Here is a 13,810-nt window from a genome sequence, read left to right as displayed (position 1 = left end):
GTTGGTGGCGGTGAAGTCAATCTGGATGCCGACTTCTATTCGCATTATTGAGATCAACACGTTTTTACAATTTGCCTGCCTTCCATCTGCAGAATCCAAAAATAGTGAAGAAGTCCTGTAGCAACGGGGCTCCTCTCAGAACTTGCGCAGCCCCGCATGGACCAGCGCCTTGCCAAGGATGCTGACGTTGCCGGGCTCGGGGCGATAGGGCGGGAAGTCCGTGTTCACGCTCACCACGTACAGGCCATCGCCCCGCTTCTGCAGCATCTTGATCTGGGTTTCGCCGCCAAGGGTGATGAGGTAGTAGTCGTCACCGTCAAAGTGATCGAAGTTGGTATCGATCCAGACGATGTCGCCATCTTCCAGCTTGGGCCGCATCGAGGGCCCGCGACCGGTGATGATCTGGATGCGTCCGGGCTGCGGCAGGAAGCCGAGCTTCCGTCGCACCTCCCATTCGGCAACCTCGATCGTTCTCATCACCTCGGGTGTGTCGTAGGTGACACCCGTGTCTGCTTCCAGGACGTTGAAGCGAACGTATCCCGGAGGCGGTCCCATCTCCTCGACCGCCGGCTTGCCATCTGCGATGGCGCCTGGGGGCAGCATCGTGCCGTTACCGGTCGCGAGCCAGGATTCACTGACTCCGAGCACCTTGGCCGCCGCCAAGAGGTTCGCTCCACGCAGAAATTTTGCCTTTCCGCTGAACCAGTTATGGACGCTCGGTGCTGAAACGCCGACCTCTCGGGCCAGATGGGCCTTGGTGATCTGGGCGTGTCGGAGTGCACGGGCCAAGCGTTCAGAAAGAGTAGTCATTAGGAAAGACTAATTCTTAGCTAATTAGGAGTGGCTATTGACCCGTGAATTAGATGTGTCTAATTTCAGGCCATGAAAAATCCTAGTGCTTCTACCGTCATCGATCGCATGGGAGGGACCGGCAGGGTGGCCCGCATATGCGAGGTGAGCTCCGCTTCTGTCAGCCAATGGCGGTTGAAGGGCATACCGGCCGCAAGGCGACAGTTCCTGCAACTGTTGAGGCCTGAAGCCTTCCGCGAAGAAAGCGATGGTGACGGTCGTTCGATACCGCCCGACGACGGGTGGTACACGCTCAGGCGGTAGGGTGCCGAGCGGGCAGGGGATCAGCCGATCTGTCGTTCAGAGGTGGCGCATCAACCCCGTTATACTGGCGCCCTTTCAGGCCCCGGCCCCCAGGACCCCCTGCCATGCCGGCAGGGGCCCAGGCCCCCAGAGTCCCGCGATTTCCATGTCCCAGCTGAACCCCAAAGTCGGCTTCGTCAGCCTTGGCTGCCCGAAGGCCCTTGTCGATTCCGAGCGCATCCTCACCCAGCTCCGCTCGGAAGGTTATGACATCGTCCCGTCCTACGATTCGGCCGACGTGGTGGTGGTCAACACCTGCGGCTTCATCGATTCGGCGGTGACCGAGTCGCTGGACGCCATCGGCGAGGCGATGAACCAGAACGGCAAGGTCATCGTCACCGGCTGCCTGGGCAAGCGCCCGGAGCAGATCCGCGAGGCGTACCCGAACGTGCTGGCGGTGTCCGGCCCGCAGGACTACCAGAGCGTGATGGAAGCGGTGCACGAAGCGCTGCCGCCCAAGCACGACCCGTTCGTGGACCTGGTGCCGGACTACGGCATCAAGCTGACCCCGCGCCACTACGCGTACCTGAAGATTTCCGAAGGCTGCAACCACAAGTGCAGCTTCTGCATCATCCCGTCGATGCGCGGCAAGCTGGTCTCGCGCCCGGTGGATGAGGTGCTGCGCGAAGCCGAGCGCCTGGTGCGCGGCGGCGTGCGCGAACTGCTGGTGGTTTCGCAGGACACCTCGGCCTATGGCGTGGACGTGAAGTACGCCGAGAAGATGTGGCGCGACAAGGCTTACCAGACCCGCCTGAAGGCGCTGTGCGAAGGCCTGTCCGAACTCGATGCCTGGGTGCGCATGCACTACGTCTACCCGTACCCGCACGTGGACGAGGTGGTGCCGCTGATGGCGGAAAACCGCATCCTGCCGTACCTGGACATTCCGTTCCAGCACGCCAGCCCGCGCATCCTGCGCCTGATGAAGCGCCCCGGTGCGGTCGAGAAGACCCTCGAGCGCGTGCAGAACTGGCGCCGTATCGCCCCGGACATCACCGTGCGTTCGACCTTCATCGTCGGCTTCCCGGGCGAGACCGAGGCCGAGTTCGAAGAACTGCTGTCGTTCCTGGACGAAGCGCAGCTGGACCGCGTGGGCGCGTTTGCCTATTCGCCGGTCGAGGGCGCCACCGCCAACGACCTGCCGGACGCGGTGCCGGAAGAAGTGAAGCAGGAGCGCCTGGCGCGCTTCATGGAAAAGCAGGCGCAGATTTCCGCTGCACGCCTGGAAGCCAAGATCGGCACCGTGCAGCAGTGCCTGGTCGATGCCATCGAAGGCGATATCGCCGTGGCCCGTTCCAAGGCCGATGCCCCGGAAATCGACGGTCTGGTGCACATCCAGAACGCCGACCAGGTGCCGCTGCGCGTGGGCGAGTTCGTCAACGTGGAAATCACCGAGAGCGACGAGCACGATCTGTACGGTGACGCGCTGCCCAGCGCTGCCCGCCCGGCGTTCGACCTCAAGGTGCTGTGACCGCAGCGACGGCCGCCGGCGGCGACGCAGGCGGCCCTCGTCGCTTCATCCCGCCGCTGCGTGCGGCGGTCGATGCGCGGGTGTTCGACCATCCGCTGTTTGCCGGCGTGCGCGGTTTCGCCGATCTGCTGGCCGGACCCGGGTGGCCGGCCGTCTCCGTGCTGGATGCCCGGCTGGCGCTGCCGGGCGTGCAGTTGGTGGAGCAGGATGCAGCCCTGCTGGCCGACGGCCTGCACTACGAAACCCGTATTGCCCAAGGCCGCATCGCCACCCGCGCCGATAACTGGCACGACCTGTTCAACGCACTGGCCTGGGCCAGCCTGCCGTCGCTCAAGCGCGCGCTCAATGCCCAGCAGTGCCGGCACATCGCGGCGATGGCGCCCGGCCAGCGCAACCGCGCGCAGGCCGCGCTGACCCAGTTCGATGAAACCGGTGTGGTCGTGCAGGTGCGCGATCCGGCCGTGCTGGCCGCGTGGGATGCGCATGACTGGCGCGCGCTGTTTGAACCGTCGCACTGGCAGGGCGCCGGCATCGGCATCGTGGCGGTGTTCGGCCACGCGCTGATGGAACAGGCGCTGCTGCCGGGCCGGTTGCTGGTCGGCAAGTGCGTGCTGGTGCAGGCTGAAGAGGAGGTCGCGTGCATCGACACGGTTGCGCGCGCCATCGGCGAGGGCAGGGTGCTGGGTGATCCGCTGCAGCTGCGGCCGCTGCCGTTGGCAGGTATTCCCGGCTGGCATGAGCAGCAGGATGATGCCTTCTACGGCAACGCCGATTATTTCCGCCCGCTGCGCGCTGGCCGCCAGTACCCGCCGCCGCTGCCTCTGCTTCGGTAGAGTCGACCGTTGGTAGAGTCGACTGTTGGTAGAGTCGACTGTTGGTAGAGTCGACTGTTAGTCGACTACATTGCCCTTGGGGCCATGAAAACCCCCGCGCTGCGCGCGATAGTCGACTAACAGTCGACTCTACCAACAGCGGCGCAGTCGACCGACCGTCGACGTTACGGCGCCGCGTACTCCACGCCGATCACCGCGAACGTGAACTGGCCGCCGGGCAGCTCCACTGCGAACTCGTCATCGATGCGCTTCTTCAGCAGCGCCCGCGCCAGCGGCGAGTCGATGCTGATCCAGCCCAGCCCTGCATCGGTCTCGTCCGGGCCGACGATGCGATAGCGGCTGGTTTCGCCACTGTCCACGTTCTCCAGCTCCACCCACGCCCCGAAGAACACCGCCTGCGGGTCGGTCGGCGTGGTGTCGACCACGCGCAGCGATTCCAGGCGCTTGGTCAGGTAGCGCACGCGGCGGTCGATTTCGCCCAGCTGCTTCTTGCGGTAGGTGTACTCGGCATTTTCCGAGCGGTCGCCCTCGGCGGCGGCAGCGGCCAGCGCCTTCACCACCTCCGGGCGGCGCACGCGCCACAGGTCATCCAGTTCGGCTTTCAGCCGGGCATGGCCGGTGGCAGTGATCAGGGCGGTGCTTTTTTCTGCGGGGGGACGCCAGCGGGACATGCGGTACGGCTTCTTTTCTGGATGACAAATGGGGAGCGGGGCAGCAGCAGATCAGCGCTTGCCGCCGAAGATGCCGCCGAGGATGCCACGCACGATCTGGTTGCCCAGCTTGGTGCCGACGGTGCGCGTGGTCTGCTTGGCCATGGTTTCGATCATGCCCTGGCGGCGCTTGGTGCCGAAGATCGCATCCTTGATCGACTGGCCGAAGCCGCCTTCCTGTGCGTCATCCTGTTCGCGGCTGCGGGCGGCCGGGGCTGCGGCCTTCTCGGTCGCCTTCTGCGCGCGCTGGGCCAGCAGCTCGGCTGCCGATTCGCGGTTCACCGCGGTGTCGTAACGGGTGCCGACCGGGCTGCCGGCACGCACCTGCGCGCGCTCGGCCTCGGTGATCGGCCCCATCCGGCAGCGCGGCGGGGCGATCATCGTCTGCTGCACCGGCATCGGCACGCCCTTGTCCTGCAGCGTGGATACCAGTGCTTCACCGGTGCCGAGCTGGCTGAGCACCTTGGCCACGTCCAGCTTCGGGTTCGGTACGAAGGTCTCGGCGGCGGTCTTCACCGCCTTCTGGTCGCGCGGGGTGAAGGCGCGCAGCGCATGCTGCACGCGGTTGCCGAGCTGGCCGAGGATGTTGCCCGGCACGTCGTCGGGGAACTGCGAGCAGAAGTACACGCCCACGCCCTTGGAGCGGATCAGCCGCACCACCTGCTCGATGCGCTGCACCAGCGAGGCCGGCGCGTCGTCGAACAGCAGGTGCGCCTCGTCGAAGATGAAGACCAGCTTGGGTTTGTCCAGGTCGCCCACTTCGGGCAGCTGCTCGAACAGTTCCGACAGCAGCCACAGCAGGAACGTGGAATAGAGCTTGGGCTTGAGCACCAGCTGGTCGGCGGCGAGGATGCCGACCACGCCGCGGCCGTCGTGGTTGACCCGCATGAGGTCGGCCAGTTCCAGCGCCGGTTCACCGAAGAAGCCTTCGCCGCCGTCCTGGGCCAGGCGCAGCACCGCGCGCTGGATGGCGGCGATCGACTGCGCGCTGACCAGACCGTACTCGGTGGAGATGTCCTTGCGCTCCTCGGCCACCAGGCCGAGCAGGGCGCGCAGGTCATCCATGTCCAGCAGCAGCAGGCCGCGGTCGTCGGCCAGTTTGAAAACGATGTCGAGCACGCCGGCCTGGGTGTCGTTCAACTCCAGGATGCGCGCCAGCAGGGTGGGGCCCATTTCGCTGATGGTGGTGCGCACCGGGTGGCCGAGCTTGCCGTAGAGATCCCAGAACACGGTGGGGCTGGCGGCCGGGGCATAGTCGGCCACCCCGATCTCGGCGGCGCGCTGCAGCAGCGCATCGGCGCCGGTACCGGGCACGGCCAGGCCGGACACATCGCCCTTCACATCGGCCAGGAATACCGGCACGCCCAGCCGCGAGAAACCCTCGGCCAGGGTCATCAGGGTCACGGTCTTGCCGGTGCCGGTGGCGCCGGCAACCAGGCCATGGCGGTTGCCGAGTTTCGGCAGCAGGGTGACGGCCACATCATCGGTGATGCCTTTGCCCAGCAGAATCGGATCCATGGTCCAGCCCTTGTGGTGAATGCGCCCAATGTTAACCGGCGACGGTCGCGGGCCGACGGCCGGGTTGCCCGGACCTTGGCGGCCCCGCTACTCTGCCTGCCTGTTTCGCACACAGTGCCACCAATGCCCGTTCCTGTCCTGATTTCCCGTGGTTGGCCGCTGCTGGCACTTGCCGGCCTGGTATCCCTGGCGCCCGACGCCCATGCGCAGCGTGTCTCGGCGCGGGACCAGGCGAAGGCCGAGGCGCTGCAGCAGCGCATGGCCACCGCCGAGAAACGCTACAGCGATGCCCTGCTGCTGGTCGCCAATTCCGACCCGAAGGGCAGCAACGAAGCCGACGCCGCGCTGGAGGACATGGAAGATGTCATCAGCGAATGCGTGAAGCAGAAGGGCTGCCAGATGAGCAACATGCTGGCCACCTACAAGCGCCTGCTCAAGCGTGATGCCGACGCGGCTGCCAGCGATGACACCGCCGATGAAAGCGGCGACCGCCTGGAAGCCGACCCGGACCACGTCGGCCCGCTCACCGCCGATGTACCCGAGGCGGCCCGCGCCGCGGCCCTGCTCAACGACAAGCGCCATGCCTTCGACAACATGGTCGATTACAACCCGGCCGTGCAGGCGGGCATCCGCCGCTGGCTGACCGACATGCGCCCGGCGCTGCTGACCAGCTACGAGAACTACCAGAACCTGCGTGCGGTGATGTGGCCCGAGTGGGAAAAGCGCGGCCTGCCCGAAGCGCTGCTGTTCGGCATCATGGCCAAGGAATCCAATGGCCGCGTGCATGCCTCCTCGCGCGCTGGCGCTGCCGGCCTGATGCAGTTCATGCCCGCCACCGGCCGCCGCTTCGGGCTGGGCCCGGACGGCACCGGCTTCGATACGCGCTTTGACGCGCGCAGCGCCGCTGAAGCCAGCGCCAGCTATCTCAACGAGCGCCTGCGCGAACTGAACAACAACGTGGAAATGTCGGTGGCCGCCTACAACGGCGGCGAAGGCCGCGCCGCGCGCGTGTTCAAGCAGAGCGGCGGGCAGAGCTTCTGGACCGACAGCGTCTACAACCAGTTCCCCGGCGAGACCAAGGACTACGTGCCCATGGTGATCGCTGCCGCCTGGATCTTCCTGCACCCGCAGCAGTACGGCGTGGAGTTCCCGAAGATCAGCGCGCAGCCGGCGACGCTGCGCTTGGCCAAGTCCACCACCATCTACGAGCTGACCATCTGCCTGGGCAGCCACGGCACCCGTGATGGCTACATGCGCGTGCTGCGCAACCTCAACCCGCGCTATGAAGCCGATGGCTGGATTCCGGCCGGCACGCTGATCAATGCCACCACCCGCATCGCCGGCCTGTACCAGCGCAACTGTGTCAGCGGCCCGCGCGCGGACCTTGCCCGCACCCTCATCACCGCCGACCTGAACGCGGCCATCGTGCGCCCGACCGCCGCCAGCTACACCGGCAGCGTGGCGGTGGGTGGCGTAGTGCCGCTGGCCGACCCGAACGCCAGTACCACGGTGCCGACCGCACCGAGCGCGCCGGTGGCTGCGCCGCGTCCGGCTGCGCCCAAGGCCAAGCCTGCCAAGACCTACAAGGTCGGCAAGGGCGACACCCTGGGCCGCATCGCGGCGAAGTTCCGGTGCGAAGTGCCGACCCTGGCGCGCGCCAACGGCCTGAAGGCCCCCAGCTACAGCCTGCGCCCTGGCCAGGTGCTGAAGCTGCAGGGCTGCGACAAGTAACCGAACCGGAAGAGAGCCATGGACCTGGAAGCAACCCGCGATCTGTTCGCCAACCTGCGCGAGAACACCGACTGGGATCTCGCCAAGCCCCTGCTGTGGGGCTATTACTTCGTGCACTCCACCCCGGACCGCCTGCAGGCGCTGGCGACCACCCTGGAAGCCCAGGGCTATGAGGTGGTGGAGCTGTTCGAGCAGGAGCCGGAGGAGGGCGATGCGGCCTTCCACGTGCTGCACGTGGAGCGCGTGGAAATCCACGACGAGACCTCGCTGGACCTGCGGAACCAGGAACTGGCCGCCCTGGCCAGCCAGACCGGCGTGGAAGACTACGACGGCGTCGACGTCGGCCCGGCCCCGACCCTGCAGTAGTGCCGGCCGCTGGCCGGCATCGCGGTGAATCCATCCACGCATGGCGTGGATCTACCGACCCGGTGGTGAATCCATCCACGCATGGCGTGGATCTACCGACCCGGTAGTGCCGGCCGCTGGCCGGCATTGTTGCCGCTTCCTCAGCGCAGCTTCGCCAGCGCCTGGCCCAGCTGCACCGGGCTTTCGGCGCCCAGCTGCGGGGCGAACTCGGCCACGCCCGGAGGCAGCAGCACGATCACGGTCGAGCCGTAGTTGAAGCGCGCCATTTCGGCGAAGCGCTCCAGCTGGATGCCCTGGCCACGGTAATCCTTGCGGGTGATGCGGTCGCCGTAGGCCGGGATCTCTTCGCCGCTCCACACCGTTTCCACCCCGGACACCAGCAGCGCACCGACCATCACGCTGACCATCGGGCCGAAGCTGGTATCGAAGTGGCAGACCAGGCGCTCGTTGCGGGCAAACAGGCGCGGCACGCCGTTCACCGCGGCCGGGCCGACGCTGAACAGGCGGCCGGGCACGTGTACGGTCTCGCGCAGGGTGCCGGCCCAGGGCATGTGCACGCGGTGGTAGTCACGCGGCGACAGGTACACCGTGGCGTACAGGCCTTCGTTGTACGGCTTGGCGTCCTCCTCGCTGCCCAGCAGCTCGGCGGCGGTGAAGGACTGGCCCTTGGCCTGGAAGATGCGGCCGGCCTCGATCTTCCCCAGCTGGCTGATGCGGCCATCGGCCGGCATCACCAGGCTGCGCGGATCGGCGTCGGCCACGCGTGCGCCCGGCTTCAGGGCGCGGGTGAAGAACTGGTTGAAGGTCGGGTAGCTGCGCGGATCGGGGTTGGCCGCTTCGTCCAGGTTGACGTTGAACTTGCGGGTGACCGTATCGATCAGCCAGCGCGACACGCGCGGGTCGTCCGAGTACGCCAGCGAGCGCGCCATCGAGGACAGCAGGCGGTGGGGCAGGGCGTACGTCAGGGCGGTGGTCAGGCTCATGGGGCGGATTTCTCGGTCAGCTTCTGCAGGTCGCGGGCGATGGCCGGCGCGTTGAACGGGGGCCGCACCAGGCCGGCAAGCCGACCCTGCGGGTCGAGCACGGCCAGGCTGGCCGAGTGCTCGACGGTGTAATCCTCGGGATTCTCGTCGAAATGCTTGCCCGGCACCTTCTGGAACACGAAGCCCAGCGAGGTGGCGAAGCGCTCCAGCGACGGGATGTCGGCAGTGGCGGCCAGGGTGTCCTTGTGGAAGCCGTGCACGTACTCGCCCAGGCGGGTGGCGTTGTCACGGTCCGGGTCCACCGAAACGAACAGCACGCGCGGGCGCAGGGTGTCGGGCAGGGCCTCCCACTGGTTCTGCGCGCCGGCCAGCTCGGCCAGGGTGGTCGGGCACACGTCCGGGCAGAAGGTGAAGCCCAGGAACACCAGGGTCCAGTGGCCCTTCAGCTCGCCGGGGATGAGCCGGGTGCCGTCGGACTGGGCCAGATTGAAGTCGGGCAGCTCGCGGGTGTGCGGGTACAGGGTGATCGCTTCGGTGGCCGGCTGGTTGGCCGGCGGCTTCGGCGCGAACACCTGCTGCGCGGCCAGCAGGCCCAGGCCCGCCGCCAGGGCGATCAGCAGGATGATGCCGACGTTGCGATTGAACATGGGAGCCCCCGCAGGAAGTAATCCCCATCATACCGGCTGCGGCCTGATCGTTTCCGTCGCAACGGATGCCGCCGCGGGCGCCAGCCCCTATAATCGTGGGCCACTTTGCCCGCAGTACCGCCATGACCGCTGAAACGGCCGCCGAACTCCACACGATCATCGACCTGATCCGCTACGGCACCAGCCGTTTCAACGAAGCCGGGCTGACCTTCGGGCACAGCTACGACAACGCCCTGGACGAGGCCACCCAGCTGGTGCTGCACAGCCTGCACCTGCCGCACGACCTCGGCCCGGCCTACGGCCAGGCCCGCCTGCTGCAGGCCGAAAAGCTGCGCGTGCTGGAGCTGTTCCAGCGCCGCATCGACGAGCGTGTCCCGGCCGCCTACCTGACCGGTGAAGCCTGGTTCGCCGGCCTCAGCTTCAAGAGCGATTCACGCGCCCTGGTGCCGCGTTCGCCGATCGCCGAGCTGATCGAGTGCGGCTTCGAGCCGTGGCTGGCCGGCCGTGACGTCAGCCGCGCGCTGGACCTGTGCACCGGTTCGGGCTGCATCGCCATCGCCATGGGCCACTACTACCCGAACTGGGAAGTGGACGGCGTCGACCTGAGCGATGACGCGCTGTCGCTGGCCGAAGAGAACAAGGAACGCCTGCAGGCGCACAACGTGACCCTGCTGAAGTCGGACCTGTTCAACGGCCTGACCGGGCGCCACTACGACCTCATCGTCACCAACCCGCCGTACGTCACCAACGACGAGACCGATGCCCTGCCGCAGGAATACTCCTACGAGCCGGAAATGGGCCTGCGTGCCGGCGACGACGGCCTGGACCTGGTGCTGAAGATCCTGCGCGACGCCCCGCTGCACCTGAGCGAGGACGGCCTGCTGATCTGCGAAGTGGGTGAATCCGAACAGCACCTGATCAAGCTGCTGCCGGAAGTCGATTTCGCCTGGGTTGAATTCAAGGTCGGCCAGATGGGCATCTTCGCGGTCGAATGCCGCGAGCTGATCGCCCACAGCGCCCGCATCACCGAACTGGCGGCGCAGCGCCCGTGAGTTCCAATTCGTTCGGCAAGCTGTTCACCGTCACCACGTTCGGCGAGTCGCACGGGCCGGCCATCGGCTGCGTGCTCGACGGTTGCCCGCCGGGGCTGGCGCTGGATGCGGCCGAATTCGCCCACGACCTGCAGCGCCGCGCCACCGGCAAGAGCCGGCACACCTCGGCGCGCCGCGAGGCCGACGAGGTCGAGATCCTGTCCGGCGTGTACGAGGGCCTGACCACCGGCACCCCGATCGCGCTGCTGATCCGCAACACCGACCAGCGCAGCAAGGATTACGCCAACATCGGCCAGCAGTTCCGGCCGGGCCATGCCGACTACAGCTACTGGCACAAGTACGGCATCCGCGACCCGCGCGGTGGCGGCCGTTCTTCCGCGCGCGAGACCACCATGCGCGTGGCCGCCGGCGTGGTCGCCAAGAAGTGGCTGGCCGAACGCTTCGGCGTGACCGTGCGTGGCTACCTGTCGCAGCTGGGCGAGATCCGTCCGGCCGGTTTCGACTGGTCGGCGGTGGAAGACAACCCGTTCTTCTGGCCGCATGCCGAGCAGGTGCCCGAGCTGGAGGCGTACATGGATGCGCTGCGCAAGTCCGGTGATTCGGTCGGTGCGCGCGTGGACGTGGTGGCCGACAACGTGCCGCCGGGCTGGGGCGAACCCATCTACGGCAAGCTCGACGGCGACCTCGCCGCCGCGCTGATGAGCATCAACGCAGTGAAGGGCGTGGAGATCGGCGACGGCTTCGCCAGCGCCGCGCAGAAGGGCACCGAACACCGTGACCTGCTGACCCCGCAGGGGTTTGCCAGCAACCATGCCGGCGGCATTCTCGGTGGCATTTCCACCGGCCAGCCGGTGGTCGCGTCCATCGTCCTCAAGCCGACCTCCAGCCTGCGCCTGCCGGGCCCGTCGCTGGATACCGAAGGCAACGTGGTCGAGGTGGTCACCACCGGCCGCCACGACCCCTGCGTCGGCATCCGCGCCACCCCCATCGCCGAGGCGATGATGGCCCTGGTGCTGATGGACCAGGCGCTGCGCCACCGCGCCCAGTGCGGCGATGTCGGCACCATCACCCCGCGCATTCCCGGGCAGATCGATGGCTGATACCCGGCCGACGGTGTGGGTGAGCCAGCCGCTGATCGACGCGGCCATCGCGCCGCTGCGCGATCGCGTGCAGCTGCTGGCCACCGATACCGTCACCGCCTGGTCGCCACAGCAGATCGCCGAGCGCCTGGCCTCGGTCGACGGTGCGATCATCACCCTCAACGAGCGCATCGGCGCGGCCCAGGTGGCCGATGCCGCGCAGCTGCAGGTGATCGCCAACGTCGGCGTCGGCTACAACAACCTGGATGTCGACGCGCTGAGCGCGGCCGGCATCCTCGCCAGCAACACCCCGGACGTGCTCACCGAGACCACGGCCGACCTCGGTTTCGCCCTGCTGATGGCCACTGCGCGCCGCATCACCGAATCCGAGCGCTGGCTGCGTGACGGACAGTGGGGCCAGTGGTCGTTCCAGACCATGCTCGGCGCCGATATCCATGGCAGCACGCTGGGCATCCTCGGCATGGGCCGCATCGGCCAGGGCGTTGCCCGCCGGGGTGCACACGGGTTCGGCATGAAGGTGCTGTACCACAACCGTTCGCGCCTGCCGGCCGAAACCGAGGCCGCACTGGGTGCCACCTACGTGGACCTGGACACGCTGCTGGCGCAGTCCGACCACCTGGTCACCGTGCTGCCGTACACCCCCGCCTCGCACCACATCATCGATGCGGCCGCGCTGGCGAAGATGAAGCCGTCGGCCACCCTGGTGAACATCGCCCGTGGCGGCATCGTCGACGAGCTGGCCCTGGCCGATGCGCTGGCCCATGGCCGCCTGGCCGCCGCCGGCCTGGATGTCTACGAAGGCGAACCGAAGGTACGCCCGGAACTGCTGGCGCTGCACAACGTGGTGCTGACCCCGCATATCGGCAGCGCGTCGCTGGGCACCCGTACCGCCATGGTGCAGCTGGCCGTGGACAACCTGCTGGCCGGCCTCGGCCTGGCCGGCGAAGCAGCGCGCATGCCGAGCGCGATCAATGCCGACGCGGCCCTCGCCGCGCGTGCCGCGCTGGGCAAAAAAACCGGGAAACGATAGGGAACCTCTGCGCGCCCCGCCTGAGGAGGTTCCCCGAACCCAGCTGTCGTGCGTGAGTTTTTCCCCTTCCCGTTTTCGTGAGAGTTCCCCCATGAGCAATGCACAACGCAGCTTCCACGTCGCCATCGTCGGTGCCACCGGTGCCGTCGGCGAGACCATGCTGGCCATCCTGGCCGAGCGCAACTTCCCGGTCGGTACCCTGAGCCTGCTCGCTTCCGAGCGCTCGGCCGGCGGTGAAGTCGAGTTCGAAGGCCAGAAGGTGAAGATCCAGGACCTGGCCACCTTCGACCCCAGCGGCGTGGAGATCGCCCTGTTCTCGGCCGGTGGCAGCGTGTCCAAGGAATACGCGCCGAAGTTCGCCGCCGCCGGTGCGGTGGTGATCGACAACTCCTCGGCCTTCCGTTACGACGATGACGTGCCGCTGGTGGTGTCCGAGGTCAACCCGGACCAGGTCGGCAACCGTCCGCGCGGCATCATCGCCAACCCGAACTGCTCGACCATGCAGATGCTGGTGGCGCTGGCGCCGCTGCACCGCAAGTACGGCATCGAGCGCATCAACGTGTCCACCTACCAGTCGGTGTCCGGCGGTGGCCGTTCGGCGATGGAAGAGCTGGGCAAGCAGACCGGCCAGCTGCTGAGCTTCCAGGACATCGATCCGCAGCGCTTCCCGGTGCAGATCGCCTTCAACCTGATCCCGCACATCGACGACTTCCAGGACAACGGCTTCACCAAGGAAGAGATGAAGCTGGTCTGGGAAACCCGCAAGATCCTCGGCGACGAGAGCATCCTGGTGAACCCGACCGCCGTGCGCGTGCCGGTGTTCTACGGCCACTCCGAATCGGTGGCGATCGAAACCCGCGACAAGGTGACCGTGGCCGAAGCGCGCGCGCTGCTGGAGCAGTCGCCGGGCGTGGAAGTGGTGGACCGCCATGAAGCTGGTGGCTACCCGACCCCGGTCACCCACGCCTCGGGCACCGATGCGGTGTACGTCGGCCGCATCCGTGAAGACCTGTCGCACCCGCGCGGCCTGAACCTGTGGATCGTCTCGGACAACGTGCGCAAGGGCGCGGCGCTGAACGCCGTGCAGCTGGCCGAGCTGGTCGCCGCCGAACAGCGCTGATCATCCGCTGTTGCCTCACCGGTAGTGCCGGCCGCTGGCCGGCATTGCCATGGTGGGCGGGTCTGCCTGTCTGCCGGCCAGCGGCCGGCACTACCGCAAG

The 13,810-nt window shown here is 67.3% G+C and carries 13 protein-coding genes; 8 read left to right on the top strand and 5 right to left on the bottom strand.

Going from position 1 to position 13,810, the window contains the following annotated elements:
* Window positions 1-135 precede the first annotated feature (135 nt).
* On the bottom strand, window positions 136-810 hold the full coding sequence (locus tag C1927_RS14920) for a S24 family peptidase (RefSeq protein WP_108747108.1): 675 nt from the start codon (window positions 808-810) through the stop codon (window positions 136-138).
* A 448-nt stretch (window positions 811-1,258) separates the two neighbouring features.
* On the opposite strand from C1927_RS14920, the gene rimO reads away from it, so the two are divergent.
* The gene (gene rimO / locus C1927_RS14910; RefSeq protein WP_079222644.1) at window positions 1,259-2,620 is read left to right on the top strand and encodes a 30S ribosomal protein S12 methylthiotransferase RimO; all 1,362 of its coding nucleotides are present in this window, start codon (window positions 1,259-1,261) and stop codon (window positions 2,618-2,620) included.
* A complete protein-coding gene (locus C1927_RS14905) occupies window positions 2,617-3,453 on the top strand; it encodes a DUF3025 domain-containing protein (RefSeq protein ID WP_108747106.1) in 837 nt (278 codons plus the stop codon). The genes rimO and C1927_RS14905 overlap by 4 nt, the downstream gene beginning before the upstream one ends.
* Window positions 3,454-3,617: 164 nt before the next feature.
* On the opposite strand, the gene greB is transcribed toward C1927_RS14905, so the two are convergent.
* Together greB and C1927_RS14895 are read right to left on the bottom strand one after the other, a co-directional pair.
* Window positions 3,618-4,124 carry a transcription elongation factor GreB gene (greB, locus tag C1927_RS14900; RefSeq protein WP_108747105.1) on the bottom strand — a complete coding sequence of 169 codons (507 nt, stop codon included), beginning with the start codon at window positions 4,122-4,124 and terminating at the stop codon, window positions 3,618-3,620.
* Between the two features lie 51 nt (window positions 4,125-4,175).
* Complete coding sequence (locus tag C1927_RS14895) at window positions 4,176-5,681, bottom strand: helicase HerA-like domain-containing protein (protein WP_108747104.1); 1,506 nt, start codon at window positions 5,679-5,681, stop codon at window positions 4,176-4,178.
* A gap of 123 nt (window positions 5,682-5,804) precedes the next feature.
* Between C1927_RS14895 and C1927_RS14890 the strand changes: the two genes are divergently transcribed.
* Window positions 5,805-7,412, top strand: coding sequence for a transglycosylase SLT domain-containing protein (locus C1927_RS14890; RefSeq protein WP_108747103.1), 1,608 nt, complete (start codon window positions 5,805-5,807; stop codon window positions 7,410-7,412).
* A gap of 18 nt (window positions 7,413-7,430) precedes the next feature.
* Window positions 7,431-7,778 carry a ribonuclease E inhibitor RraB gene (locus C1927_RS14885; protein WP_108747102.1) on the top strand — a complete coding sequence of 116 codons (348 nt, stop codon included), beginning with the start codon at window positions 7,431-7,433 and terminating at the stop codon, window positions 7,776-7,778.
* Between the two features lie 140 nt (window positions 7,779-7,918).
* Here the strand turns inward: C1927_RS14885 and asd are convergent, their stop codons facing one another.
* Together asd and C1927_RS14875 are read right to left on the bottom strand one after the other, a co-directional pair.
* Window positions 7,919-8,761 (bottom strand): archaetidylserine decarboxylase, encoded by an 843-nt coding sequence (gene asd, locus C1927_RS14880; protein WP_108747101.1) that lies wholly within the window; start codon window positions 8,759-8,761, stop codon window positions 7,919-7,921.
* The gene (locus tag C1927_RS14875) at window positions 8,758-9,408 is read right to left on the bottom strand and encodes an SCO family protein (RefSeq protein ID WP_108747100.1); all 651 of its coding nucleotides are present in this window, start codon (window positions 9,406-9,408) and stop codon (window positions 8,758-8,760) included. Before C1927_RS14875 ends, asd begins: the two co-directional genes overlap by 4 nt.
* Window positions 9,409-9,530: 122 nt before the next feature.
* On the opposite strand from C1927_RS14875, the gene prmB reads away from it, so the two are divergent.
* From prmB to C1927_RS14855, 4 genes are all read left to right on the top strand, one after another.
* Window positions 9,531-10,460, top strand: coding sequence for a 50S ribosomal protein L3 N(5)-glutamine methyltransferase (gene prmB, locus C1927_RS14870; RefSeq protein ID WP_108747859.1), 930 nt, complete (start codon window positions 9,531-9,533; stop codon window positions 10,458-10,460).
* A complete protein-coding gene (aroC, locus tag C1927_RS14865) occupies window positions 10,457-11,560 on the top strand; it encodes a chorismate synthase (protein WP_079222636.1) in 1,104 nt (367 codons plus the stop codon). Before prmB ends, aroC begins: the two co-directional genes overlap by 4 nt.
* On the top strand, window positions 11,553-12,590 hold the full coding sequence (locus C1927_RS14860) for a D-glycerate dehydrogenase (RefSeq protein WP_108747099.1): 1,038 nt from the start codon (window positions 11,553-11,555) through the stop codon (window positions 12,588-12,590). The genes aroC and C1927_RS14860 overlap by 8 nt, the downstream gene beginning before the upstream one ends.
* A gap of 91 nt (window positions 12,591-12,681) precedes the next feature.
* A complete protein-coding gene (locus C1927_RS14855; RefSeq protein WP_108747098.1) occupies window positions 12,682-13,710 on the top strand; it encodes an aspartate-semialdehyde dehydrogenase in 1,029 nt (342 codons plus the stop codon).
* The last annotated feature ends 100 nt before the right edge of the window (window positions 13,711-13,810 follow it).

This window comes from Stenotrophomonas sp. ZAC14D1_NAIMI4_1 (assembly GCF_003086775.1).
In the GTDB taxonomy this organism is placed as follows: Bacteria; Pseudomonadota; Gammaproteobacteria; order Xanthomonadales; family Xanthomonadaceae; genus Stenotrophomonas.
Note: the sequence above shows the minus strand (reverse complement) of the source record. Positions and strands in the feature narration are given on the sequence as shown.

Excerpts from the sequence above, each read along its gene's own strand:
- C1927_RS14920 (WP_108747108.1), bottom strand. The coding sequence starts at position 810 with ATGACTACTCTTTCTGAACGCTTGGCCCGTGCACTCCGACACGCCCAG.
- rimO (WP_079222644.1), top strand. The coding sequence starts at position 1,259 with ATGTCCCAGCTGAACCCCAAAGTCGGCTTCGTCAGCCTTGGCTGCCCG.
- greB (WP_108747105.1), bottom strand. The coding sequence starts at position 4,124 with ATGTCCCGCTGGCGTCCCCCCGCAGAAAAAAGCACCGCCCTGATCACT.
- C1927_RS14895 (WP_108747104.1), bottom strand. The coding sequence starts at position 5,681 with ATGGATCCGATTCTGCTGGGCAAAGGCATCACCGATGATGTGGCCGTC.
- C1927_RS14890 (WP_108747103.1), top strand. The coding sequence starts at position 5,805 with ATGCCCGTTCCTGTCCTGATTTCCCGTGGTTGGCCGCTGCTGGCACTT.
- C1927_RS14885 (WP_108747102.1), top strand. The coding sequence starts at position 7,431 with ATGGACCTGGAAGCAACCCGCGATCTGTTCGCCAACCTGCGCGAGAAC.
- asd (WP_108747101.1), bottom strand. The coding sequence starts at position 8,761 with ATGAGCCTGACCACCGCCCTGACGTACGCCCTGCCCCACCGCCTGCTG.
- C1927_RS14875 (WP_108747100.1), bottom strand. The coding sequence starts at position 9,408 with ATGTTCAATCGCAACGTCGGCATCATCCTGCTGATCGCCCTGGCGGCG.
- prmB (WP_108747859.1), top strand. The coding sequence starts at position 9,531 with ATGACCGCTGAAACGGCCGCCGAACTCCACACGATCATCGACCTGATC.
- C1927_RS14860 (WP_108747099.1), top strand. The coding sequence starts at position 11,553 with ATGGCTGATACCCGGCCGACGGTGTGGGTGAGCCAGCCGCTGATCGAC.
- C1927_RS14855 (WP_108747098.1), top strand. The coding sequence starts at position 12,682 with ATGAGCAATGCACAACGCAGCTTCCACGTCGCCATCGTCGGTGCCACC.